The 24,683-nt window shown below is 64.5% G+C and carries 21 protein-coding genes and 1 pseudogene; 13 read left to right on the plus strand and 9 right to left on the minus strand.

The features are described 5' to 3' along the window. Window positions 1-726: 726 nt before the first annotated feature. The gene (locus ARC23_RS15445; protein WP_057498019.1) at window positions 727-1,155 is read right to left on the minus strand and encodes a hypothetical protein; all 429 of its coding nucleotides are present in this window, start codon (window positions 1,153-1,155) and stop codon (window positions 727-729) included. Window positions 1,156-1,417: 262 nt separating this feature from the next. Here ARC23_RS15445 and ARC23_RS15450 point away from each other — a divergent pair, with 262 nt between their 5' ends. The 8 genes and pseudogenes from ARC23_RS15450 (at window position 1,418) to ARC23_RS15480 (ending at window position 7,996) form a co-directional block, all read left to right on the plus strand. Beyond that, window positions 1,418-2,854 (plus strand): IS1182 family transposase, encoded by a 1,437-nt coding sequence (locus ARC23_RS15450; RefSeq protein WP_057498074.1) that lies wholly within the window; start codon window positions 1,418-1,420, stop codon window positions 2,852-2,854. 602 nt (window positions 2,855-3,456) lie between these two features. Beyond that, window positions 3,457-4,026: a cyclin-dependent kinase inhibitor 3 family protein gene (locus ARC23_RS15455; RefSeq protein ID WP_057498020.1), complete on the plus strand. Its 570-nt coding sequence runs from the start codon at window positions 3,457-3,459 to the stop codon at window positions 4,024-4,026. Window positions 4,027-4,164: 138 nt separating this feature from the next. Then, window positions 4,165-5,019 (plus strand): annotated as a pseudogene (locus ARC23_RS15460) (PA0069 family radical SAM protein); the annotation flags it as partial. Between the two features lie 181 nt (window positions 5,020-5,200). Continuing rightward, the gene (locus tag ARC23_RS15465) at window positions 5,201-5,563 is read left to right on the plus strand and encodes a hypothetical protein (RefSeq protein WP_057498021.1); all 363 of its coding nucleotides are present in this window, start codon (window positions 5,201-5,203) and stop codon (window positions 5,561-5,563) included. A gap of 355 nt (window positions 5,564-5,918) precedes the next feature. After that, window positions 5,919-6,530 (plus strand): hypothetical protein, encoded by a 612-nt coding sequence (locus tag ARC23_RS15470; protein WP_238985256.1) that lies wholly within the window; start codon window positions 5,919-5,921, stop codon window positions 6,528-6,530. Window positions 6,531-6,592: 62 nt separating this feature from the next. After that, a complete protein-coding gene (locus tag ARC23_RS15475) occupies window positions 6,593-6,775 on the plus strand; it encodes a hypothetical protein (RefSeq protein WP_238985257.1) in 183 nt (60 codons plus the stop codon). A gap of 291 nt (window positions 6,776-7,066) precedes the next feature. Further along, window positions 7,067-7,270, plus strand: coding sequence for a hypothetical protein (locus ARC23_RS20855; protein ID WP_152985283.1), 204 nt, complete (start codon window positions 7,067-7,069; stop codon window positions 7,268-7,270). Between the two features lie 207 nt (window positions 7,271-7,477). Further along, window positions 7,478-7,996, plus strand: a complete 519-nt coding sequence (locus ARC23_RS15480; RefSeq protein WP_152985284.1) for a hypothetical protein — start codon at window positions 7,478-7,480, stop codon at window positions 7,994-7,996. 96 nt (window positions 7,997-8,092) lie between these two features. Here ARC23_RS15480 and ARC23_RS15485 read toward each other — a convergent pair whose 3' ends face one another. From ARC23_RS15485 to ARC23_RS15495, 3 genes are all read right to left on the minus strand, one after another. Continuing rightward, window positions 8,093-8,803: a 2OG-Fe(II) oxygenase gene (locus tag ARC23_RS15485; RefSeq protein WP_057498024.1), complete on the minus strand. Its 711-nt coding sequence runs from the start codon at window positions 8,801-8,803 to the stop codon at window positions 8,093-8,095. A gap of 108 nt (window positions 8,804-8,911) precedes the next feature. Continuing rightward, entirely contained in the window at window positions 8,912-9,928 is a 1,017-nt protein-coding gene (locus ARC23_RS15490) for a class 1 fructose-bisphosphatase (protein ID WP_057498025.1), read from the minus strand. Window positions 9,929-10,266: 338 nt separating this feature from the next. Then, a complete protein-coding gene (locus ARC23_RS15495) occupies window positions 10,267-11,469 on the minus strand; it encodes an amino acid aminotransferase (protein WP_057498026.1) in 1,203 nt (400 codons plus the stop codon). A 171-nt stretch (window positions 11,470-11,640) separates the two neighbouring features. On the opposite strand from ARC23_RS15495, the gene ARC23_RS15500 reads away from it, so the two are divergent. Continuing rightward, window positions 11,641-13,731 carry a TonB-dependent receptor family protein gene (locus ARC23_RS15500; RefSeq protein ID WP_057498027.1) on the plus strand — a complete coding sequence of 697 codons (2,091 nt, stop codon included), beginning with the start codon at window positions 11,641-11,643 and terminating at the stop codon, window positions 13,729-13,731. 79 nt (window positions 13,732-13,810) lie between these two features. On the opposite strand, the gene ARC23_RS15505 is transcribed toward ARC23_RS15500, so the two are convergent. Next, complete coding sequence (locus tag ARC23_RS15505) at window positions 13,811-14,155, minus strand: hypothetical protein (protein ID WP_057498028.1); 345 nt, start codon at window positions 14,153-14,155, stop codon at window positions 13,811-13,813. A gap of 145 nt (window positions 14,156-14,300) precedes the next feature. On the opposite strand from ARC23_RS15505, the gene ARC23_RS15510 reads away from it, so the two are divergent. The 3 genes from ARC23_RS15510 to ligD all read left to right on the plus strand — a co-directional run bounded on the left by ARC23_RS15510 (window position 14,301) and on the right by ligD (window position 18,260). Continuing rightward, window positions 14,301-14,699, plus strand: coding sequence for a hypothetical protein (locus tag ARC23_RS15510; RefSeq protein WP_057498029.1), 399 nt, complete (start codon window positions 14,301-14,303; stop codon window positions 14,697-14,699). A 156-nt stretch (window positions 14,700-14,855) separates the two neighbouring features. After that, on the plus strand, window positions 14,856-15,776 hold the full coding sequence (gene ku / locus ARC23_RS15515) for a non-homologous end joining protein Ku (protein ID WP_057498030.1): 921 nt from the start codon (window positions 14,856-14,858) through the stop codon (window positions 15,774-15,776). A gap of 3 nt (window positions 15,777-15,779) precedes the next feature. Beyond that, window positions 15,780-18,260 (plus strand): DNA ligase D, encoded by a 2,481-nt coding sequence (gene ligD, locus ARC23_RS15520; RefSeq protein ID WP_057498031.1) that lies wholly within the window; start codon window positions 15,780-15,782, stop codon window positions 18,258-18,260. A 75-nt stretch (window positions 18,261-18,335) separates the two neighbouring features. Here the strand turns inward: ligD and ARC23_RS15525 are convergent, their stop codons facing one another. The 4 genes from ARC23_RS15525 to ARC23_RS15540 form a co-directional block, all read right to left on the minus strand. Continuing rightward, a complete protein-coding gene (locus ARC23_RS15525; protein ID WP_057498032.1) occupies window positions 18,336-18,728 on the minus strand; it encodes a hypothetical protein in 393 nt (130 codons plus the stop codon). A gap of 127 nt (window positions 18,729-18,855) precedes the next feature. Further along, window positions 18,856-19,884, minus strand: a complete 1,029-nt coding sequence (adhP, locus tag ARC23_RS15530; RefSeq protein WP_057498033.1) for an alcohol dehydrogenase AdhP — start codon at window positions 19,882-19,884, stop codon at window positions 18,856-18,858. Between the two features lie 96 nt (window positions 19,885-19,980). Further along, window positions 19,981-20,619, minus strand: coding sequence for a bifunctional 4-hydroxy-2-oxoglutarate aldolase/2-dehydro-3-deoxy-phosphogluconate aldolase (gene eda, locus ARC23_RS15535; protein WP_057498034.1), 639 nt, complete (start codon window positions 20,617-20,619; stop codon window positions 19,981-19,983). Next, window positions 20,606-21,625 (minus strand): sugar kinase, encoded by a 1,020-nt coding sequence (locus tag ARC23_RS15540; RefSeq protein WP_080393095.1) that lies wholly within the window; start codon window positions 21,623-21,625, stop codon window positions 20,606-20,608. Before ARC23_RS15540 ends, eda begins: the two co-directional genes overlap by 14 nt. A gap of 284 nt (window positions 21,626-21,909) precedes the next feature. Here ARC23_RS15540 and ARC23_RS15545 point away from each other — a divergent pair, with 284 nt between their 5' ends. Continuing rightward, on the plus strand, window positions 21,910-24,660 hold the full coding sequence (locus ARC23_RS15545; RefSeq protein ID WP_057498035.1) for a TonB-dependent receptor: 2,751 nt from the start codon (window positions 21,910-21,912) through the stop codon (window positions 24,658-24,660). Window positions 24,661-24,683: the final 23 nt, after the last annotated feature.

Raw genomic sequence — 24,683 nt, forward strand, 5'->3', positions numbered from 1 at the left:
ACTCTTCTCAGACTCTAGGGCGATCGCTTCCTTCACGAGCACTCGGATGCGCGCGTGATCTGGGGCGTCCGCCATCCTCTCTCGTACCACTTCGCTCAGAATCTTTGCAGATGGGCTATTCAGGTGCTGTCGATGAAACCAAGCAATATCAGCCTCGATCACCTTACGACGGTTTTCAGCACTGCCACTCAGAGTGGGCAATGAGGTGTGACAGCTCTTACTAATCTTCATAGAGGAGCTCCTCAATTCGCACGGGGGTGAGAACTGTTAGCATTTGTCTCAAAGCATTCTCTCTCCTCGCGTGCTAACTCGCAAACGCGACCGCTATCCCCAGCCATACTGTATGGGTTTCAAGAGCGGCGTGAGCGCTATCCCCGCTGAAAATTCGCTGCGCGTCGAAATCGAAGATGTGTGTGAGCAGTGCGAATGCCAACTCTGGGGTTTTCAGGAGGCCTGCGGCGAGGCACTGCTTCAGATCTTCACAGGGCACTCCAAAGCGGGCAAATGCAAGCGCGCTCTGACTCTTGGTTTCCCGCTTCGTGCACGCCAGCAGGATATCCAGATCTCTAACTCTGGCGCTGCCTAGTCGCAACTGAGGCCAGTTGGCGTGCCATTTCAATCACACCACGCCTGAACTCCGCACTGAACTTCCTTGCTTGGACGTGAACACTCGCGCTCCAGTGCATTAGAAGATAGAGCGCGGAAAAGCGGGGCAGGGTAGGCCGGCTACTTTGGCTTGCGCAGCGGAAGCGACTCCACCGTCGCTTCCGGCAGCGCGCCCAACTGCGCCAGCTGATCCCTCGAGCCGCGGTACGACTCATAGAACTGCGCCCACTTGCTGAAGCCGCCCAGTTCGCCGACGGCGCGGATCATCGCGACCTGGGATTCGAGCTCGGCGATGCGCACGTCGCGATCTGTCAATGCGCTGGCCGCAGCGCCACCGGAGAGCTTGCCCGGCCTGCCACGCCAACGACGGTACTCGGCTTGTCGCTCTTGGTACTTGGCCAGAAGGCGGCTGCGCTCTCTGCTGCGGGTGATCGATGACGCGGCATTGATCCGCGGATGCAATCGAGCAACCACCCGCGCGGTGATGTCCTCGTCGCGCGAGAGCAGTTCGTCGGGATGATCCGACTCGCTATTGCCTCGATGGTGCATTGGGATGGAATAATTCCGACATCGCTTCCTTTCTCCATGCGGGACTGAGTTGCCTCGAGTGGAGTCCGGAGCCACAAGAGGTTGCGTGGAAGACATTCGCGGATTTTCTCTACTGCGGGAAGGTCGTCGAGTAGCTGGCCCAGCTCCGTTGCAGTCCCTCACGCTGTATCCGCTACCGAGCCTTCGTCCGCTTCTGGCCGAGGCTGTATGAAAACCCCTGCATCGCTGGCAAGATCGAAGCACTCCTCGATTGGTGCTGATCATGAAGCGATTCGTCGATGGCGTGGATCGGACGCAGGCGCTTCTCCTGCCTGATCGGCTCGAAGACTACGTCCACCAGGACAATCCTGTTCGCCTCGTCGACGCCTTCGTGGATGCGCTGGATCTCCGGTCGCTGGGCTTCGATTCCGCCAGCCGCGCCGCCGGTGGTCGACCCGCTTATCACCCGGGGGCACTGCTGAAGATCTACATCTATGGTTACCTCAACCGGGTGCAGTCCAGTCGCCGGCTGGAGCGCGAGGCACAGCGCAACCTGGAGGTGATCTGGCTGACGGGAAGGCTGGCACCCGACTTCAAGACAATCGCCGACTTCCGCAAGGACAACGGCGCCGCCATCGTGGCGGTATGCAGCCGCTTCACCGCGCTTTGCCGCAGAATGAAGGTCTTCTCGCATGCCGTGGTTGCGATCGACGGCAGCAAGTTCAAGGCGGTCAACAGCCGCGATCGCAACTTCACCATTGGCAAGATCAAGGCGCGACGTAGCCAGCTCGACGAGAGCGTGACCCGCTATCTGGCCGAACTGGATCGCGCCGATCGCGACCCGGCGATGCTGCCTGAGGCGCGCGTCCCGCAGCTGCGTGACAAGCTGGCCAAGGTGCGAGAGCGGATGGCGGCGCTGGATCGCATCGAAGAGCAGTTGCAGGAAGAGCCCGATCGCCAGATCTCGCTGACCGATCCCGATGCTAGGTCGATGACCTCGACGGGGCGCGCCACCGGCACGGTGGGCTATAACCTGCAGGCCGCGGTCGATGCCGAGCACCACCTGATCGTGGCCCACGAGGTCACCAACATCGGAAATGATCGGACGCAGCTTGCGCCCATGGCGCTCAAGGCCAAAGACGCGTTGGGCACCGACCACCTGACCGCACTGGCCGATCGTGGTTATTACAACGCTCCACAGATCTTGGCCTGCGAGCAAAACGGGATCATCCCGCTCGTGCTTAAGCCGCTGACCTCGAACAGCAAAGCCGAAGGGCGCTTCGACAAGCGGGACTTCGTTTACGAGCCGGCGCTGGATGCCTATCGTTGCCCGGCCGGCGAGCAGGGCACGCATCGCTTCACCAGCGAAGAAAACGGTCTGACGCTGCGCAAATATTGGTCATCCGCCTGTCCAGACTGCTCAATGCGAGACCAGTGCACCACGGCACGTTACCGGAGGATCAGCCGCTGGGAGCACGAACACGTGCTTGAGGCGATGCAATTGCGACTCGACGCCAGGCCGCAGGTCGCCGTTGCGCGACGGCAGACGGTGGAGCACGTCTTCGGCACCCTCAAGGCGTGGTTGGGCACTACGCCGCTACTAACCAAGACGTTGCCGAAGGTCAGAGCAGAGATCAGCTTGGCCGTGCTGGCCTACAACATGAAACGGATGATCAAGATCATCGGTATGCCTGGCATGTTGAAGGCGATCGCGGCCTGAGAATCGCATGCCATCATCTGCACGAACATAGGGCGGGCATCGACGACCCGCCTGCCATCAGCCTTCAGACGTTTGTACACAGCCTCGGCCGAAAGCGGACATCGACGACGCCGATAGCTGACGTGAGCGCCGAGCCGGCAGTCATATCCGGGCGCGAATGTCCGCCCATTGCCGAGAGTGGAGATTGTCAGGGTGAGGGCGCTGCACAGGCATTCCGCAGCGTGAGGCCAAATCCATCCGATAAGGGGGCTGCAACTTTGTACGCCAGCAAAAGAAGTAGCGGGTCCCGGTCGAAGTCGTCGCTGTTGATACTCGGCCTTCGGTCCGCTTAGCGGTGGCACGCATATCACCAGTAATAGAGGATCCCGAGGCGCACTGACGCCTTACATGGCCTCAATGCCCCTTGGAAGACTGGCGTGCGCGAGCCTTCCAATGGCCGAAGACGGATTCGGCTTCCCTCGCCGGAATTGGACGATAGTGTTCTTGTTCTGGCGTTCCACTAGACCTCGGTCGCACTACTAGGCTCACAGATGGACATTGAGATCAAAAGGGCGCAGCGTTTGCTTCTCGCCCCCAAGGGCTATTGATTTCGGAGAGCGCAAATGAGCAGAACAAGTATCTCCCATCCACTGAAGATTGCCACCTTGCCTGTCGGCACGAACGGCGGCGGGATCGGCGTCACCTTTGCACCAGGAAAACATCAGGACGTCGCAATGACTGGCTCTTGGGCTCGGGACCTGGACGTCGACCTTACGTCGATCACGGAGTGGGGAGCACAGCATCTGATCACGTTAATTGAGCCGTGGGAGTTCGAGGAGCTGCGAATCACCTCTTTGGCGGAACGTGCCAGAGCGCACGGTTTGATGTGGCACGGCCTGCCAATTACAGATGGTGCGGCTCCCGACGCGCGACTGCTTGAGCCATGGCGATCCCTAGGACCACAGTTCGCAGCCAAGCTCTTGTCTGGAACCAGGATCGTGGTGCATTGCAAAGGCGGGCTGGGTCGGGCCGGTACCGTGGCGTCGATGCTCCTCATTCAAACCGGCTGCGCTTCAGACGGCATCGATGCAATTGCGAAAGTGCGCTCGGTGCGGCCTGGTGCGGTGGAGACCGCGGAGCAGGAGGAATTCATCCTGAACTGGTCTGATCAGGGAGCCACGAGTCTGAGGTAGTCGCAAAGCCCCGCTAACCTACCCGTCATTGCCTTGGGCTGGAGCACAAGACGCCTGTATTACGCAGCTAGTCTGAAGAGGACTCCTCTCCAAGGTGCGAAACGCTGAACACTTTTCTCCAAACACATATAGTGCTGCTGCTCGTACTGCTTCGCGCGACCCTCGCACGCCTATCTGAACCTGTCGCCAGGCCTGGACTTCGAAACCAAGCTGTTCGCCAAGACCAATGCGCCGCAGCTGCTGCGCAAGGAACTGTCGAAGCCGGGCTACGTGCCGCAACCGATCGCACTGGGCATCAACACCGATGCGTACCAGCCGATCGAGCGCAAGTTCAAGCTGACCCGCCAGCTGATTGAAGTGATGCTGGAGACCAAGCATCCGTTCTCGCTGATCACCAAGAACGCACTGGTCGAACGCGATATCGATCTGCTGGCACCGCTGGCGGCGGAGAACCTGGTCAGCGTGCATTTCTCGGTGACCTCGCTGGACCCGCATCTTTCCGCAAAGCTGGAACCACGCGCATCGGCACCGCACGCACGGCTGCGCGCGATGAAGCGCCTGCATGAGGCGGGCATTCCGGTGGGTGTGATGGTGGCGCCGGTGATCCCATGGATCAACGACAGCGAACTGGAAGCGGTGCTGGAAGCCGCGCACGACGCCGGTGCAAGCACCGCCGGTTACGTGCTGCTGCGCCTGCCGCTGGAAGTGGCGCCGCTGTTCCGCGATTGGCTGGACACCCATCATCCTGATCGCGCCGCGCATGTGATGAGCACCATTCAACAGCTGCGCGGCGGCAAGGACTACGACAGCCAGTTCGGTACGCGCATGCGTGGCCAGGGCGTGTATGCGGAGCTGTTGAGCAACCGCTTCAAGCTGGCACGCAAGCGGTTGGGTTTCAATGCGCAGAACAGCCATTGGCCGAAACTGGATTGCAGCCGGTTCGTGAAGCCGCTGCCGCCGAAGAAGGATTCGCCGCAGGGGTCGTTGTTCTGAGGTAGCAAGGCGTCTGGATGACGCCATTGGGCGCCGTGAGTCGCGCGTCGCACTGTTCAACCTGCCGGAGGTCGGACTACCCTATTCACTTGTGGACGTGCCGCCCTGGCGCGCAGCACGGATTGAAGAGCGGCGCAATCCCCATGGAACGCCTGCAGTGACAGGCTGAGGAATGCGATGAATGGACAAGTGGCTTCTTGTAGCAATGAGCGCTCTGGTGATGTCCGGATGCAGCGCCATGGGCGGTGACATGATCATCCGTGTTTCAGGGGCGTTGCCGGCAACCACCGACATGGCCGGGCGCGAGGACGCCTGTCAGCTGCACATGGTGTTCGCAGAGACCGGTGAACACCTGAATGCCAGAGAGATTCGGGGTGAATTCTCCACGACGATGATGGTTGTCTCAGCCCCGGCGCCGACGCACTACTTTTTCGTTGCTGACTGCACCGACGGTCGCAGCTTCAATTCCAGGACAATCAGCATCAGCAGCCGCCGCTCACACAGCAGAACTTTCGATCTTGGAACGCTTGGTGAAAGCCAGTGAGCCTGGGGAAAAGTGTGGATAGAACCAGACTCTGGGAGATGGCCCTCTCAATAGCACATGCGGCCAGTGTCGAAGCGATGGTCCACTCCTGCAACAAGGCGTCGCCGTTCTGCCGACGTGTGAGATAGTGCTGGATTGCGTGGACGATACTTCTGCGTTCGAGTACTGCAAGGACTGCCTTTGTGAATCGTGCGTCGTCGGTTGAAGACAGATGCCTTGAAGTTCATACGAGAAGCTTGCCCTTCTCCTGCAATAGGATTTCTGAAGGCATGCAAACGCCAGTCACCGTGAAAGAGTTTGAGTGTAGCTGGAACGCCGACCGGTCGAGTTCTTCAGAACTGACGGTGGTACTTCCTTGAGTGCTCTGCGCACAATGAAGCTGTCTATCCATGTGGCCTGTTCCTGTCTCATTCTCGCGCTCGGAGCGCAGCGGGTCCACGCACGTCAGTTGCACGAATGCATCGTCGTTCCGCAAGCCACGGTCGTCACGGACATGCCGGCTGGCCTGGACGAGTTCGAACAGCGTCTGTGGGAAGCAAATACAGGTCAGAGGGTGCGCAAGGGCTCGGACACCCTCCTTCTACTGCGTATCTTCTCGGAGTCGCCGGGCGTGATCGATTCCCAGCATTACATCAAGATCACAGGCAGCCTGAAGCGATACATGCCTTCGGAGGAGGCGGTGCCGGAGGTAGTTGATGCAAGCTTGACCAGTGGAGGTGCGGGCTTCGCATACAAGGGAGACTACTGGTTGTCCGATTCAGCGGAGGTCGAACTACATAGGCCGCACGAGCGCGATAGCCGGATGGAAATCAAAGTGACGGCTGCCGGATGGAACAGTTATCGAAAAGAAGGCCGTTCCTTCTATCTCCAGTTCACCTGTCACCTCAAGGACATCCCCGTCGAGAAGCTCAGTGCCTGGCAAGGCGGCAGCGGCAACCTCTGGCGATCCTTTGGACCGGCCAGATAACCGAGCGGATCAACCTTTACCCACCGCTGGCTTGATTCGATGTATCTGGAACAATGCGATAAATGAAGATCATCCACTGGCTCGGCATCGCGTTCCTTTGGATGCTTCCGTTGAACTTTCTTCTGCTGACGACTGCCAAGTTGATGTCTGGCAACGCGCTTGGGAACGAAGAACTCGTGGGCTTCGGCGTCGCCCTCTTTGGTCTGATGGCGGGAGGGATTCTCTATCGCCGCCGCCCTCGGTAGAGGCGCGTTCGTTCGACCGTGGTCCAGGTCCAGTGCTGAGAAAGCATTGACTGAGGGTCCTGGCACGGCAGCCTTGAAGAGTGGCGGAGCTCTCCGGGGCATCACGGAGCCAAGGCGGTCAGCATCATTTCTGACTGGACGACCGCTCGCGGCGGATTCAAAGGCACTGGGTACATCATCCGCGGTAAGGCGACTGTGCGAGGTACTTATGGCACCGCGAAAAAGCAGGAAAAGAGATCCAGGAATGCCAGTCGTCCAGCACTGGTTTGTGCGATCGCGATTTGGAGAGTGATGAAGATTCTACTTTGGGTACCTGTTGTTGTATTTGCTTTGCTGTCATTGAGAGCAATCGCGTTCGTCGCCTATCAAGGGCTAAATGGAACTGCCCTCGAGGAAGAGGAAATCATTGTCGCGGGGATCGGATTGGTCTGCGGCTGGATCGCCTGGGTCATGCACAAGACTTTGATCAGGCCAGGTGGAAAGCCGAGACCCTGATTCTGAGCCGGTGGTTCCGGGGCGAGCTGGTCGGTGTCGACCGGCGTGGGTACGACGCGAGCGATGTAAGCATTCGCACCGCACGAATAGATGTTTCTGGGGAGCGGGACTGTGCGAACGAGGTTGTCGGTTGTGCTTGTTCTAGGCTTGAGCTGCAGCGGGTGCGCGTCGCTGCTTCCTGGCAGCCATAAGATCAGCGCCTTCTACGTGTCTGACGCCAACTCTGATGTGACTGCCTGCGAGAGGTCTGACCACAGGGAAATTTCACTTGCGTGCCACCGGATTGTTGATGGCGACCATGTCGTAGTGGCATTGCGCGAGTACACAGCGACCAAGATTGAAAACGAAAGATACAGGAAGCTGACATTGATCCTTCCGCCGAATCTGGCGGAGGGAGATGTCTTCAGTTTGACGGCGGGTGATATCAGGGCGTTCTACAGCACTGGCCTTAGCCTGAGACCTGGCAGCACTGGATGCTACGGAAAGGCAGTTTCAGGTGGCGTCGAGATCCTCAGGAAATCCAATGATCTGATGCAGCTTCGCATCAACGCGCGCTTTGATCTCGACAGCCCCGCGGGCTGGAAGGACCACTGCAGGATGCGCGAGCTCAGCTATGAACTGAATGCCATCCGGAGGCCGCTCGGCCAGCTGGGCGCATGGGAAGGCGTGCCAGCCTCTGGAGATTCTTTTATCAGCGAGGGCAGCCCCGGTGGTGGTCTGCCTTAGGAGATAACACTAACCGCTCGCACCACAGCACAGGATCTCGGGGGCCTGCCCCATGACCCGGACAAGATGCTGAGAACGTCGAGTGACCAGCTTGCTTCACCCTCCCCCAAACAACTTCTGCGCACTCTGGAACAGGATCCAACTCGTCGCGATGAACTTGTCACCACCCTGCGGCCTGTTGCCACGATGGGTATGGGTAAACGCCGTCGGCGCGATCAACAGACTGCCGGTACGTGGCGCGATCTTCCGCCCCTGGAACAGGAACTCGGTTTCCCCCTCTTCGAAGTCGTCATTGAGGTACAGCGTCCACAGCACGTGCCGGTGCAGGGTCTCGGCCTGCGCATCCTTCGGGTACAGCTCGCAGTGCCAGTACGGGTAGCCGCCCTCGCCCGCCGCATACCACTGCAGGTTGATCGCACCCGGGCGCAGGCAGGTGCGGGCCAGGTCGGCCAGCTGCTGCTGGGGCATGTCGGGGAAGTCCTCGGCAGACAGGCGTCGCGGTTGGCCGTTGCTGTCCTGGATCTGCAACATCAGCGGAGCGATCAACGCCTGTGGATAACGGCGTAGATAAGTCAGCAGGCCGTTGAACACCGCAATCTGCAGCTGCTGGTCGACGTCCTGCCAGCCGTCCAGGCCACTGATGCGAAGATCCTTGCTGTGCTTGAGCTCGGGGAATACACCACTGCCCACGGCACCCGGCAGCAGGCCGCGCGTGGCACGCATGCGCTCGACGATCGCCGCGCAGACCTCGCTGGGGACGGCGTTGTGGATGACTTCGATGAAATCGACCGGGCCCTGCTCGTGCATGCGTGCATTCCTTAGGCGGCAACGGCTTGATGGTGCCGTTTGCCGCCCTCGGTGTCACCCCACGGTCATGTCATCGCGCTGCCATGACCGCTGTCAGGCGATAGGCCGTCAGCCCTGCGCCTCGTCGTGCGCGTGGTGGTAGCGAACGGCTTCGGATACTTCTTCGCGCGAGCCGAGGAACACCGGCACGCGCTGGTGCAGCTGGTCGGGCTGGATGTCGAGGATGCGCTCGCGGCCGGTCCAGGCGGCGCCGCCGGCCTGTTCGACCAGCAGGCCCATCGGGTTGGCTTCGTACATCAGGCGCAGCTTGCCGGCCTTGGACGGGTCCTTCCTGTCCCACGGGTAGATGAAGATGCCGCCGCGGGTCAGGATGCGGTGCACGTCGGCCACCATGCTGGCGATCCAGCGCATGTTGAAGTTCTTGCCGCGCGCGCCTTCCTTGCCCGCCAGCAGGTCGCCCACGTAGGCCTGCATCGGCGCTTCCCAGTGGCGCTGGTTGGACATGTTGATGGCGAATTCCTGGGTGGCCGCCGGAATCTGCATGTTCTCGGTGGTCAGCACGAACTCGCCCTTCTCGCGGTCCAGGGTGAAGGCGTGGGTGCCATGGCCGACGGTCAGCACCAGCTGGGTGCTGGGCCCGTAGATGCAGTAGCCGGCGGCGATCTGCTTGCTGCCCGGCTGCAGGAAGGCGTCATCGCCCGGCAGCTCGACGTTGGTCGGGCAACGCAGCACCGAGAAGATGGTGCCGACGGAGACGTTGACGTCGATGTTGGAGCTGCCATCGAGGGGATCGAACAGCAGCAGGAAATCGCCGCGCGGGTAGATGTCCGGCACCGGCTGGCTGTGGTCCATTTCCTCCGAGGCGCACGCGGCGAGATGGCCACCCCAGGCGTTGGCCTCCAGCAGGATCTCGTTGCTGATGACGTCCAGCTTCTTCTGCGCTTCGCCCTGCACGTTGCCGGTGCCGGCGTCGCCGAGCACGCCACCGAGGGCGCCCTTGCTGACGGCGATGGAGATGCTGGTGCAGGCGCGGGCGACCACGGCGATCAGCTGGCGCAGGTCGGCATTGATGCGGCCGGCGTGCTGTTCCTGGATCAGGAAGCGGGTCAACGAAGTACGGGACATGGGCGGGCAGGTCTCGGCAGCGGGAAAACGCCTATTGTCGCCCGTCTGGCGGGGGCGTGCGTGAGCGCGGGAAGGCGTAATCGTTTCCAGATGCGTTGCGCTCGTGGCGCCTTCCTTTCGTCGAGGCTCGTAGGAGGGGGAGGCGATGCAGGACACGCTGCAAGTACGTCCATGTAAGCTCGATGCCGCCATCCATGGCGACAACGGTCCTGCATCGCCTCCCCCTCCCACGCGCTTCAGGGTTCGCCGCGAGCGCGGAGGGTGTGGCAAAGGCAAAGCAGGAGGAAAAACAAAGGCGCCTTTCGGCGCCTTTGTCTTCAAGCGACTGCAGCGTTGTTTCAGCCCTTGGCGACGGTGGCCACGGCCTTGGCGACGTATTCCAGGTTGTTCTGGTTCAGCGCGGCCACGCAGATGCGGCCGGTGCCGACGGCGTAGATGCCGAACTCGTCGCGCAGGCGCTCGACCTGCTCGCGGCTCAGGCCGGAGTAGGAGAACATGCCGGCCTGCTCGTTGATGAAACCGAACTGCGGCGCACCGGCTGCGGCCAACTTCTCGACCAGGCCCTGGCGCAGTGCATGGATGCGCTCGCGCATCTCGGTCAGCTCCTGCTCCCACATCGCGCGCAGTTCCGGATTGGTCAGCACGCCGGCCACCAGCGCAGCACCGTGGGTGGACGGGCTGGAGTAGATGGTGCGGATCACGCGCTTGACCTGCGACTGCACGGCCTTGGCGTCAGCGGCGGTCGGCGCCACCATCGACAGCGCACCCACGCGCTCGCCATACAGCGAGAACGACTTGGAGTACGAGTTGGCGACGATGAAGCTGTCGATGCCGGCTTCGGCGATGATGCGCACCGCTGCGCCGTCCTGCTCGATGCCCTTGTCGAAGCCCTGGTAGGCCATGTCGATGAAGGGGAACAGCTGCTTGTCCTTCAGCAGCTGGGCGACCTGCGTCCACTGGGTGACCGTGAGGTCGGCGCCGGTGGGGTTGTGGCAGCAGGCGTGCAGCAGCACCACGGTGCCCGCTTCCAGCTTGCCGAGGTCGGCCAGCATGCCGTCGAAATCAACGCCATGGGTGGTCGGGTCGAAATAGGTGTAATCCAGCACCTCGAAGCCGGCGGCGCTGAACACGGCGCGGTGGTTTTCCCAGCTCGGGTTGCTCAGTGCAACGGTGGCGTGCGGCAGCAGCTTCTTCAGCACGTCGGCGCCGACGCGCAGCGCACCGCTGCCACCGACGGTCTGTGCGGTGGTGACGCGGCCGGCGGCCAGCAGCGGCGAGTCCTTGCCGAACACCAGCTCACGCGTGGCCTGCGTATAGGCCGGCAGGCCATCGATCGGCAGGTAGCCGCGCGGTTTGGCTTCGGCGGCAAGCTGCTGCTCGATCTGCTTGACGGCGCGCAGCAGCGGAATGCGGCCGCTCTCGTCGTAGTAGATGCCCACACCCAGGTTGACCTTGGTCGGGCGGCTGTCGGCGTTGTACGCCTCGGTCAGGCCCAGGATCGGGTCGCCTGGGACCAGTTCCACGTTTGCAAAGAAGGACACGGCGGTACTCGTTCGGTAGACGGAAAGGGGGAGGAAGTGCGCTACGCGGCTTGCGGCCGTTCGGCCGGAAACAGCCCATCGTAACAAAGCCTGCCGGGGCTGGCCGCCGCCATCGTCATCCGCGGCCCCGTACCATGGCGTGCGTTGCCGCCCGATCCATCAACCTGAATCATGAATCCTGCCGCGCGTCGTCCCTCCCTGCCGCTGATCGCCGTGCTGCTGTGGCCCTGGCCGGCGCTGGCCGAACCGCCTGCTACGGCCCTGCCCGCCGTGCAGGTGCAGGCCGCACGCGTGCCCGGCATCGACCCGTTCGCGTTGCCGGCCAGCCAGGATACGGTCTGGATCGATGCCGGACGCGCCGGGGCCAATGCCCAGCTGCCGGAGGCACTGGCCGGGGTGCCGGGGCTGCTGGCGCGCGACCGGCAGAACTTCGCCCAGGACACCCAGCTGTCGATCCGCGGCTTCGGCGCGCGCTCCACCTTCGGCGTGCGTGGAGTGCGGGTGCTGGTCGATGGAGTGCCCGCCACCATGCCCGATGGCCAAGGCCAGCTGTCGCACGCCAGCCTGCTGGGCGCCGAGCGTATCGAGGTGCTGCGCGGGCCGTTCTCCGCGCTGTACGGCAATTCCTCCGGGGGCGTGCTGCAGGTGTGGAGTGCACAGGGCCAGGCCGATGATCCGTGGCGGCTGCGGCTCAACGCCGGTGCCGACACTACGCTCAGCATCGGAGCGCAACTGAAGGGTGCAGGCCGTGCGCTGGACTACAACATTGCCGCGAACCACTTCCGTACCGATGGCTGGCGCGACCACAGCCGTGCGCGCCGTGAATCGCTCAATGCGCGCATCGGCGGCGAGCTGGGCGGTGGCCGGCTCGAGCTGCTGCTCAATGCACTGGATGCCCCGGACGCGCAGGACCCGCTGGGGCTGACCCGCGCCCAGGTGGCGGCCGACCCGCGCCAGGCCACCGCCGTCGCGCACCAGTACAACACCCGCAAATCGGTGCGGCAGCAGCAGGCCGGCCTGCGCTGGAGCCGCGAAACCGGCACGCAGCGCTGGCAGGTGATGGGCTATGCCGGCCAGCGCACGGTGAGCCAGTACCTGCCGATCCCGCCGGGCGCGCAGGCCAACCCGCTGCACGCCGGTGGCGTGATCGACCTGGACGCCGGCTACGGTGGGCTGGATGCGCGCTGGGGCTGGCACGGTGATCTTGCCGGTCGCCCGCTGGACCTGGTGGCCGGGCTCAGCGCCGACCGCCAGCGCCAGCATCGCACCGGCTACGAGAACTTCGTGGGCAGCACGCTGGGCGTGCGTGGAGGCCTGCGCCGCGACCAGATCGATACCGTGCAGAACGTGGATCAGTTCGCGCAGGCATGGTGGCAGTGGAGCCCGCGCTGGTCGCTGCTGGCGGGCGTGCGCCACAGTACCGTGCGATTCGAATCGGATGACCGCTACATCACCGGCCGCAACCCGGACGACAGTGGCCACCGCCGCTACCAGGCCACCACGCCGGTGGCGGGCATCAGCTTCGAGGCGAGCCCGCAGTGGCGGCTGCACGCCGCTGTAGGTCGTGGCTTCGAGACCCCCACCTTCAACGAACTGGGCTATCGCGCCGACGGCCAGGCCGGGCTGGCGCTGGATCTGGCCGCCGCCCGCAGCCACAGCGTGGAGGCCGGCAGCAAATGGCACGCGCAGGACGGAACCCAGCTGGATGTCAGCGTGTTCCGTGCAGATACCGACGACGAGCTGGCCGTTGCCAGCAACATCGGCGGCCGCAGCACCTACCGCAACATCGGCCGCACCCGCCGCCAGGGCGTGGAACTGCAGTACCGCCAGCCGCTGGCCGAGCAGCTGGAACTGCAGCTGGCCTGGACCTGGCTGCAGGCGCAGGTGCGCTCGCCCTACCTGACCGCGAACAACACGGTGGCTGCGGGCAGCCGCCTCCCCGGCGTGCCCCGCCAGCAGGGCTTTGCCCGGCTGCAGTGGACGCCGGCCGACTGGCAGTGGGCGCTGGAGGCCATCGCCAGCAGCGATACCGTGGTCAACGATGTGGCCACCGAGCGCGCGCCGGGCTTTGCCTTGCTGCACTTGGAAGGTGGGCGCCGCTGGACGCTGCCGGGCGGGGAACTGCGCGCGTTCGCGCGGCTGGAGAACGTGCTGGACCAGGCCTACATCGGCTCGGTGATCGTCAACGACGGCAATGGCCGTTACTACGAGCCGGGGCCGGGACGGCGGGCCAGCGTCGGGCTGCAGTGGTCGTGGCGCTGAAGGAGTAGTGCCGGCCGCTGGCCGGCATCGCTTCGTGCAGGACGCCAGAAGGCTGCCGGCCAGCAGGCGGCACGACCGGTCAGTCGGGGGCCTTGGCCGGCACGAACGGCGAGGTGGGGTCGCTGGCCGGGAACGTCTCCTCCAGCGCCTCATCCTGGTTGTCACTGGCATGCTGCTTGCGCTCACGGCGCCGGAGCGGGCTTTCCTGGCCGCCGCGATGACGGTCGCCGCCGTCCTTGCGGTCCTGGGCCGCCTGTTCAGCCTGATGCTTCACCGGCAGGTGCTCGCCACCCTCGGCGGCGTCGAAGAAGGGCGCACCCGTGCCGCGGTAGTCGGCAGTGTCGGCGTCGTGCTTGCCGCGCTGCTCGCCGGGAATCGGCGGGTGGTTTGCGCGCAGCGGGTCGCGGGAGGTTTCTCGGCTCATGGTCTGGCTACCTGCGCTTGGGGGTTCCACTACAGCGCCGGGCAGGTAAAGCCGCTGCGAACCTGGCGTCATGAACATCTCGCTCACCCCCCGGTAACGGCACCGCGCGTATTCCTGCCCACCCGCCCCACTGCAGGAGCCGGCCATGCCCCGTCTTGAACGAGCCGCACCGTCCGTGTTCAACGCCCTGCTCGACCCGCTTGGCCAGCGCACCGCGCAGCGCCGGGCACGCCGCCAGGAAGACCCGCAGGCGGTGGCGCAGGACTACCTGCAATACATGCTCAGCGACTACGAGGAGCGCCGCGGCCAGAACCACCGCAACTGGCGCGATCTGTGCCCAGTGTATGCCTTCGCGTTGACCACCCACGCCGCCGACTGGCCGCGTGGTGATGCGGCCGATACCTGCGAGGAACTGGCCGAGCACTGGGAACAGATGCGCGGCCAGTCACGGCTGGGCTGGTCGCAGGCGCGGCCGGTGGTGGAGGATGCCTGGCGCGCGCTGGACCACATTCCGGCTGCGGCGGTGAGGCCGCTGCTGCAGTAGTGCAGAGGTTCGGTATGCGCGCTGGGATGTCCTGTGGTTGCCGGCCAGCGGCCGGCACTACCGCATCTGCGTAGAACCCACCTGCACGGCACCGACACGGCTGATTTACACCGCCGGATTGAAGCTGGGCGTCCCTGCCCCGTCACAGGTGTCCCCATGGCCCGCCCCATCTGGACCGGTACGCTGTCGTTCGGCCTGCTCAACGTGCCGGTGTCGCTGATGTCCGGCGAACGAAAAGTCGATCTGCAGTTCCGCATGCTCGATTCGCGCGATCGCAAACCGATCCGCTTCGAGCGCGTCAACGCCGATACCGGCGAGGAAGTGCCCTGGAAAGACATCGTCAAAGCCTACGAGTACGACAAGGGCAGTTACGTTGTGCTGGAGGAAGGTGATATCCGCTCGGCCGCGCCGGAAAGCCACGAAGCGGTGGAAGTGGAATCGTTCGTGGATGCGGCGCAGATCGACCCGCGCTACTACGAGAAGCCGTACCTGCTGGTACCCGGCAAGAAGGCCGAGAAGGGCTATGTGCTGCTGCGCGAAACGCTGCGCAGCACCGGCAAGGTGGGCATCGCGCGGGTGGTGGTGCGCACGCGTGAATACCTGTGCGCGGTGATGCCGCATGAGGACGCGCTGGTGCTGATGATCCTGCGCTATCCGCAGGAACTGGTGGATCCTGAGGACTACAAGCTGCCCACCGGCAAGCTGTCCGACTACCGCATCACCAGCAAGGAAACGGCGATGGCCGAACAGCTGATCGAGTCGATGGCCGGCGACTGGGATCCGTCGCAGTACCACGATGAATTCCGCGAGCGCCTGCAGCAGGTGCTGAACAAGCGCATCAAGTCCAAGGGCGGCACCACCCGGGTGGAGGATGAGCCGGCGCCGCGTGAGGATGCCAGTACCAATGTGGTCGATTTCATGGCACTGCTGCAGAAGAGCCTGGATGCGAACAAGCGCACGCCGGCGAAGAAGGCCGCGACGCGCAAGGCAGCCGCAAAGTCGACAGCAAAGAAGGCCGCAAAGAAGACAACGAAGAAAGCTGCAAAGAAGTCCGCACCCCGGCGCAAGGCAGGTTGAGCCATGTCGCTGCACCAGTACCGGCGCAAGCGCCGGCTCGGCGGCGGTGCAGGGCAGACGCCGGAGCCCGACGAAACACCTGAGCGCGTTGACCCGAAGCGGCGGCCGATCTTCGTCATCCAGCTGCACCATGCCAGTTCGCGTCACTACGACTTCCGCCTTGAAATGGACGGCGTACTGAAGAGCTGGGCCGTGCCGAAGGGGCCTTCGCTGCGCGTCGGTGAGAAGCGGCTGGCCGTCGAAGTGGAAGACCATCCACTGTCCTACGCCGGATTCGAAGGAGACATCCCTGAAGGCCACTATGGTGCTGGCCACGTGGAGGTGTTCGATCACGGCACCTGGGCCTGCGCAGGCGATCCACTGCGGGCGCTGGCGGCTGGAAAGATCGACTTCGTGCTGCACGGGCAGCGCCTGGCCGGTGGCTGGAAGCTGGTGCGAACGGCGTTGAAGGGCCGCCAGGTGCAGTGGCTGCTGATCAAGCGCGATGACGATGAAGCACGCGATGCGGAGGCGGATGATCTGCTGGAGGCCCCGGTGCCGAAGCGGGCACCTGCGGCTGGAACGCGCTCGGCGAGGACGGCGGTGCGGGCTGCGCCTGCCGCGCGTACGCGTAAGGCCGATGGCCGTTGGCATGCCCGCGCACTGCAACTGGAGGGCGCTCGCGCAAGGCCCTACCCCCACGACTTCAAGCCACAGCTGACCGACCATCGCGACGCTGCGCCGGACGGCGATCGCTGGCTGCACGAGATCAAGTGGGACGGCTATCGTCTGTTGGCCGATCTGCACGACGGTGAGGTGAAACTGCGCTCACGCAATGGTCTGGACTGGACCGACGATTTTCCCGAGGTGGTACAGGCCGTGCAGGCGCTCCCGGTGCGAGACGCGCGCCTGGATGGCGAGCTGGTAGTGCTGGACCCGGGTGGACGCAGTGACTTCGCCGCGCTGCAGCGGGTGATCGATGGCAGCTCGAAGCAACCGCTGCGCTACATCGTGTTCGATCTGCCAGGTGTTGCGGGGGTCGACATCAGTCGCGTGCCGTTGCTGGAACGCAAGGCGCTGCTGAAAGCACTCATCGGGCCCGCGCCGGGCACCCTGGCCTTCAGCGAGCACGTGATCGACCATGGCCCGCAGGTGTTCGATGCCAGTGGCGATGCTGGCTTCGAGGGCATCATCAGCAAGCAGGTGGATGCGCCGTACGTCAACGCGCGTGCGCGCAGCTGGGTGAAGGTGAAGCACGAGGACACCGACGAGTTCGTGATTGTCGGCCATACCGCACCCAAGGGCTCACGGGTGGGGTTCGGCTCGCTGCTGCTGGCGGCGCCGGGCAAGGAGGGCCTGCGCTATGTGGGCCGCGTCGGTACGGGTTTCGACGATCAGAGCCTGCGCGCGCTGCTCAAGGCACTGCAGCCACTGGCGGTGAAGACGCCGGTGCTGGAACTGCCCGCGCATGTCCCCTTCCGCGCTGCCAGCGTGCGCTGGGTGAAACCGGTGACGGTGGCCGAGGTGGCCTTTCGTGGCTGGGGCAAGGAAGGCCTGCTGCGCCAGGCCAGCTTCAAGCGGCTGCGCAGCGACAAGCAGAAGGAGGACCTGGGAGTGGCCGCATCGAGTGCTGAAGCCGGGAGCGAGGTCAAGATCACTCATCCAGAGCGTGTGGTGTTCCCAAGGCAGAAGCTCAGCAAGGGCGACGTGGCGGACTACTACCAGCGCATGGCCCGCTGGATCCTGCCCGAAATTGCCGGGCGGCCGTTGTCACTGCTGCGCTGCCCGGACGGCGTGGGCAAGGCCTGCTTCTTCCAGAAGCACCATGGCCCCGGCTTGGGCGATGCGGTGCATGCGGTACCGCTGCAGCAGAAGAGTGGCCGCGAGGACTATGTCTATATCGACGATGTGCGGGGCCTGCTGCAACTGGTACAGATGAACACCCTGGAGCTGCATCCGTGGGGTGCGACCGTGGCCGATCCCGAGCATCCGGACCGGCTGGTGTTCGATCTTGACCCGGGCGAAGGCGTGGGCTGGACGCAGGTGAAAGCAGGCGCACGCGCCGTGCGTGACCGGCTGTTGAATGTCGGGCTGAAGAGCTTCGTGCGGCTGTCCGGCGGCAAGGGCGTGCATGTGGTCGTGCCGCTGCAGCCGAAGGCGGACTGGGAACAGGCCAAGGCGTTCTGCGAGGCCTTTGCGCAGGCCATGGCGCTGGAACAACCGGACCGCTACGTGGCGACGATGAGCAAGGCCAAGCGTGGCGGCGTCATCTTCATTGACTGGCTGCGCAACACGCGCGGCGCCACCAGCGTGTGTTCGTGGTCGCTGCGTGCGCGTGACAATGCCGGCGTGGCGGTGCCGCTGCGCTGGGAGGAACTGGCGCGTATCAGCGCGGCCGACGCGTTTCCGATGGCCAAGGCCCTGGCGCGGGCGAAGCGATTGAAGGGTGACCCTTGGCAGGGCATCGAGCGGCTGAAGCAGGCGCTGCCGCGCATGGACCTGTAGAGCCGAGCCCATGCTCGGCTGCCTGTGTCGATGTGCATGAAAGCCGAGCATGGGCTCGGCTCTACAGATGCGGCGCTACGTTGCGTCCCGCGAGGCGCGACGGCCGAACCACCAGCCAACCAGCAGCTGCACCGGCAGCGACGCCAGCAGCGAAATGACGAACCACAGCGGGAAATCCGCACCCACCGTCCACATGGCATAACCGCAGCCCAGCGCGATCAGCGTCCAGATCGAAAAGCCGTGCGAACGCGGCCAGCACGGTGCGTAGTAGGTGGCGAAGGAAATGCCGGCGATGCCACCGAGTACGCTGAAGGCCAGATCCCAGCCCAGTTGCACGCTGTTGTTGTGCGGCGGCATTCCCAGCAGCGGCGGCAGCCAGCTGGCAACGCTGCTGACCAGGGCGAGCGACAGCACGCCGCCGATCAGGGCGACGATGGACAGGAACAGGGTCTTGAGCAGGCCGGGCATGCGCGCATTGTACGGCTGCCACGGCGCGCCAGGGCTGCCGGCCAGCGGCCGGCACTATCGATGAATCGGCATGGCCGCCGCGTCCGTGGGAGAGGGGGACGGAGCGACGACGGCCATGCACAGGTGGTCAGGCTGCGAAGTCGAGTACCACGCGGCCTTCAATGGTGCCGGCGTGCATGCGTGCGAACACGTCGTTGATGTTCTCCAGGCGATCGGTGCTGACCGTGGCGGCGACCTTGCCTTCGGCGGCGAACTGCAGCGACTCCTGCAGGTCCAGCCGGGTGCCGACGATCGAGCCACGCACGGTGATGCCGTTGAGCACCATGCCGAAGATGTCCAGCGGGAAGTTGCCCGGCGGCAGGCCGTTGAGCGAGACGGTGCCGCCACGGCGGACCATGCCCAGTGCCTGTTCGAACGCCTTCGGCGACACCGCGGTGACCAGGGCACCGTGTGCGCCGCCAATTTCCTTCTTCAGGAATGCGGCCGGATCGGTGGTGCGCGCGTTGACGGTAACCTGCGCACCCAGCTGCCGGGCCAGCGCCAGCTTGCTGTCGTCCACATCCACCGCCGCCACGTTCAGGCCCATTGCGCGGGCGTACTGCACGGCCATGTGGCCCAGGCCACCGATGCCGGAAATCACCACCCAGTCACCCGGTTTGGTGTCGGTGACCTTCAGGCCCTTGTAGACGGTCACGCCGGCGCACAGCACCGGTGCGATCTCGACGAAGCCCACGTCCTTCGGAAGCAGGCCGACATAGTTGGCATCGGCCAGTGCGTACTCGGCGAAGCCGCCGTTGACCGAGTAGCCGGTGTTGCGCTGCGTCTCGCACAGCGTTTCCCAGCCGCCCAGGCAGTGTTCGCAATGGCCACACGCCGAGTACAACCAGGGGATGCCGACCCTGTCGCCTTCCTTGACGTGCCCGACCCCGCCACCCACGGCCACGACGTGCCCCACGCCCTCGTGACCGGGGATGAACGGCGGGTTCGGTTTCACCGGCCAGTCGCCCTCGGCGGCGTGCAGGTCGGTGTGGCAGACGCCACAGGCCTCGATCTTGACCAGTACCTCACCCGCCCCCGGGCGTGGTACCGAGACTTCCTCGATCACCAGTGGCTTGCCGAACTCACGCACGACAGCAGCCTTCATGGTCGAATTCATGTTCGGATCTCCGTAGTGCGCTTGCCCACAGAATGACGCCGGCTCGAGGCCGGCGCTTTGATCACGATCAAACCTTTGAAGATCCGTGCGCCGGGTTCAGCTGGCCAGCACCGAGGCCTCGCGGGCGAGGCGCTCGATGGCCTCCCAGTCGCGGGTCTGCAGCAGCGCCGGCGTGGTCAACCACGAGCCACCCACGCACAGCACGTTGGGCAGGTGCAGGAACTGCGGCGCGGTCTGCGCGCTGATGCCGCCGGTCGGGCAGAAGCGCACGTCGGCGAACGGACCGTGCCAGGCCGCCAGCAGTGCAGCGCCACCGGCCTGCACCGCCGGGAAGAACTTGAAGGTGTCGTGGCCATGCTCCAGGCCCAGGATCAGGTCCGAGGCGGTGGCGGCACCAGGCAGGTATGGCAGGTCGGCATCGCGCGCGGCCGCATACAGCGCCGGCGTGGCGCCGGGGGACACCGCGAAACGCGCGCCGGCCTGCTTCGCCGCCTGCATCTGCGTGGCGTTGAGCACGGTGCCCGCGCCGATGACCGCATCGGGCACGGCCTCGACCATCGCCTTGATCGCATCCAGCGCCTGCGGCGTGCGCAGGGTCACTTCGATCACCGGCAGGCCGCCACGGAACAGCGCCTGGGCCACGTTGACCGCTTCGTTCACATCTTCGGGGGTGTACACCGGGATCACCGGTGCCAGCTTCAAGACTGCGCGTACGCGCGGATCAGCGGCGGACATCGAATCGCTCCTCGCCCATCAGGGCCAGCACGTCAGCTTCGCTGACAGGATTGAAATCGCCGGGGATGGAGTGCTTCAGCGCCCCGGCGGCCAGGCCGAACCGCACGGTGGCGTCGGCATCAAGGCCGGACAGGATGCCATGCAGGATGCCGGCCGCGAAGGCATCACCGCCACCGATGCGGTCGACGATGCCCTGCAGATGACGCAGTGGGGCCTGTGCGCGCGTTCCGTCGCAACCCAGCAACACAGCGCCCAGCGCATGGTGGTCCACGCTCAGCACCTGCCGCTGCGTGCAGGCCATCCACTGCAGTTGCGGAAAGGCACTGAAAGCGGCGGCAGCGGCCGCGTCGATCCGCTCCATCAGGTCCGGCTGCGTGAAGCGGGTGCCCAGTACGACCTCCATGTCGCGGTGGTCGGCGAACACGATGTCGGCCTGCGCGAACAGTTCGCGCAATACCGCCTGCGCATCGCCTCCCCAGCGCTGCCAGAGGCGGGGCCGGAAATTGCCGTCGAAGGAGACGCGGACACCGGCCTGCCTTGCCGCGCGCGCCGCCGTCAGCGTGGCCGCCGCCACGTGCGGGCCCAACGCCGGGCTGACACCGGAGACGTGCAGCCACTGCGCGTCCTGCAACAGCGCTGGCCAGTCGTAGTCGGCTGCAGTGCTGCGCGCGAACGCCGAATCCGCGCGGTCGTAGACCACTTCGCTCGCGCGCTGTACCGCGCCGGTGGTGAGGAAGTACAGGCCCATGCGGCCCTCGGCGTCCTCGCGCACACCGCGCGTATCCACGCCGTGCCGCCGCAGTTCACCCAGTACATGCGCCCCCAGCGGATTGCCGGCCACGGTGCTGATCATGGCAACCTGATGTCCAAGCCGGGACAGCGAGACACCCACGTTGGCTTCGGCCCCTCCCACATGAACCTGAAGCTGCGGCGACTGCAGCAGCAGTTCGTTGCCGGGGGCACCCAAGCGCAGCAACAACTCTCCAAAGCACACGATACGACCCATCTCAGCTCCTTCACGCGTGCCACCAGCATGGGACACTGCATGGCGTGTAAGTGGACCACGCGAGGGCGTGGCGATTGGCTAGCGGTGTCATTCTAGACCGAAGACGCCTTGAGGGCGCTTGGGCACTATGTCGAAACCTTTGTCCTGCAAGCGTCTTGGAGACATTGCAAATCTGTTGCGGTGCAAGATGCCCGATCCCGGTGGTGCTGCTAACGTCGGTTTTGACTAGCGGTGTCATTTCGCCGCGCAGCTGCGATACCAGACCTTTGGGAGAGGGGAAAGGCATGCAATCTCGGATCCATGGAAAAAAGACACCGGTTACCTTGCTGGCCCTGGGGGTGGGACTCGCCCTGTCCACCAGCGCGGCCGCCCAGCAGCAGACCGCTACCGACCTGGACACGGTGAACGTCACAGGCTATCGCGCCAGTGTCGAAAAGGCGCTGGACATCAAGCGCGGCGAGGCCGGCGTGGTCGATGCCATCGTCGCCGAAGACATCGGCAAGTTTCCCGACCTCAATCTGGCCGAATCGCTGCAGCGCATTCCGGGCGTGGTGATCACACGCGAAGCCGGCGAAGGCCGCAACATCTCGGTGCGCGGCCTGGGCCCGGATTTCACCCGCGTGCGCATCAATGGGATGGAAGCGCTGACCACCGTCGGCGCCGGTGACCAGAGCGGCGGTACCAACCGCGGCCGCGGTTTCGACTTCAACGTGTTTGCCTCGGACCTGTTCTCGCAGCTGGTGGTGCGCAAGACCGCCTCGGCCGACGTCGAGGAAGGCTCGCTGGGTGCCACGGTCGACCTGCGCACCGCGCGCCCGTTCGACTACGACGGCTTCACCTTCGCCGCAAGCGGCCAGGCCGGCTACAACCAGATGGCCGAAAAGGCCGACCCGCGGCTGGCCGCGCTGGTCTCCAACACCTTCGCTGATGGTACCTTCGGCGCCCTCCTGTCGGTGGCCTACTCCGAGCGCCAGGCGCTGGAGGAAGGCTCCAACACCGGCCGCTGGGCCAACGGCCCGAGCAATGGCAACTTCGCTGCGTCATCGCCGTTCGCCGCCGCACGCGCCGCCGATGTATTCCACCCGCGCTTCCCGCGCTACGTGCAGATGGAACACGAGCAGAAGCGCCTGGGCGTGACCGGCTCGCTGCAGTGGAAGCCGAGCGACGCCAGTGAAATATCGCTGGACATGCTGTACTCGAAGATCGATGCCACCCGCGACGAGCGGTACATCGAAGCGATTTCCTTCAGCCGTGGCAGCAGCAGCACCCCGCGCCTGGTCGGCAAGCCGAGCACCATCGTCAGGAACGGCGAGATCCGCAACGGCGCGCTGCTGTACGGTGAATTCGACAACGTCGACATCCGTACCGAGAACCGCCACGACGAGTGGAGCACCGAGTTCAAGCAGATCAGCCTGAACGGCCAGCACCGTTTCGGCGACGACTTCACCGTGTCCGGCAAGCTGGGCATCTCGCGCTCCAGGCACGAGAACCCGGTGCAGACCACAGTCATCATGGACAAGTACGACGTCAAGGGCTACAGCTACGACTACCGTGGCAACAGCCGCTTCCCGATCCTCAACTACGGCATCGACCCGACCGACCCCAACGGTTGGGAACTGGCGGAAATCCGCCTGCGCCCGCAGTACGTGGACAACGACTTCGATACCGGCCAGATCGACTTCAACTGGAACATCAGCCCCGGCTTCCGCCTGAAGGGCGGCGTGCTGGCCAAGGACTACACGTTCAAGACCACCGAACTGCGCCGTGCCAGCGAACTGGCCGTGCCGACCTTCGCCAGCGGCAGCAGGATCGTGCCCGTGGACATGATCAACCAGGCCGGCCTGAAGGGCATCAATGGCAATCCGTCCAACTGGGTGGTGCCGAACCTGGATGCAATCGCCGACCAGTTCGACATCTACAGCAACAGCGGCATCTATGCCGTCGCGCCGCGCGCCAACAACGTGCGCAGCGTGGAAGAGAAGGACCGTGGTGCCTACCTGATGGGCGAGTTCAGCACCGAAATCGGCTCGCTGCCGCTGTCGGGCAACTTCGGCGTGCGCTACGTGCGCACCAGGCAGACCTCCACCGGGCTGTCGACGCTGGCCAGTGGTACCACCGCCACCACCGCCACCCGAACCTACGATGACACCCTGCCCTCGTTCAACCTGGTGGCCGAAGTCACGCCCGATTTCCTGATCCGCCTGGGTGCGGCCAAGGTCATGACCCGCCCGGGCCTGGGCAGCCTGACGCCGGGTGCAACCGTGGCCGTGGCCGGTGGTGCGCGCACCATCTCCAGCGGCAATCCCAACCTGGACCCGACGCGCGCCACCAATGTCGACCTGGGCTTCGAGTGGTACTTCGCCGAAGGAGCGATGGCGGGCCTGGGCCTGTTCTACAAGGATATCGAGACCTCGGTGCAGACCCTGCGCGAGAACCGCCCGTACACCGACAGCGGCCTGCCTGCCGAACTGCTGACCGGTACCGGCGCCTCGCCCACCGACGACTTCACCTTTACCCGGCCAGTCAATACCCCCGGCGGTGAGCTGTACGGCGCCGAGGCGAACTATACCCAGCCCTTCACTTTCCTGCCGGGCAAGTGGTCGAACCTGGGCGTGCAGCTGAACTACACCTGGGTCGAATCGAAGATCCAGTACATCAACTCGGCTGGCCAGCCGGTGATGAAGAACGATCTGCTGGGCCTGTCCAAGTCGTCATGGAACGCAACGCTGTTCTACGAAGGCGAGACCTTCGCTGGCCGCGTCTCCGCCACCAACCGCGATGACTACCTCACCCAGGTGCCCGGTCAGGAAACCGGCTTCAACCTGGACGGCTACCACGGCATGACCGGCACCACGGTCATTGATGCGTCCATCCGCTACAAGATCAGCGACCAGCTGGAACTGAGCCTGGAAGGCATCAACCTGACCAACGAAGCCTCGGATGAATGGGTGTACTCGCCCGCCACCGGCCGCCTGCCACTCCAGTACACCGAAACCGGCCGCCAGTTCCTGCTGGGCGTGCGCTACAAGTTCTGAGCAACGCCGGCGGCGCGTGCCGA

This window comes from Stenotrophomonas beteli, from assembly GCF_001431665.1.
In the GTDB taxonomy this organism is placed as follows: domain Bacteria; phylum Pseudomonadota; class Gammaproteobacteria; order Xanthomonadales; family Xanthomonadaceae; genus Stenotrophomonas; species Stenotrophomonas beteli.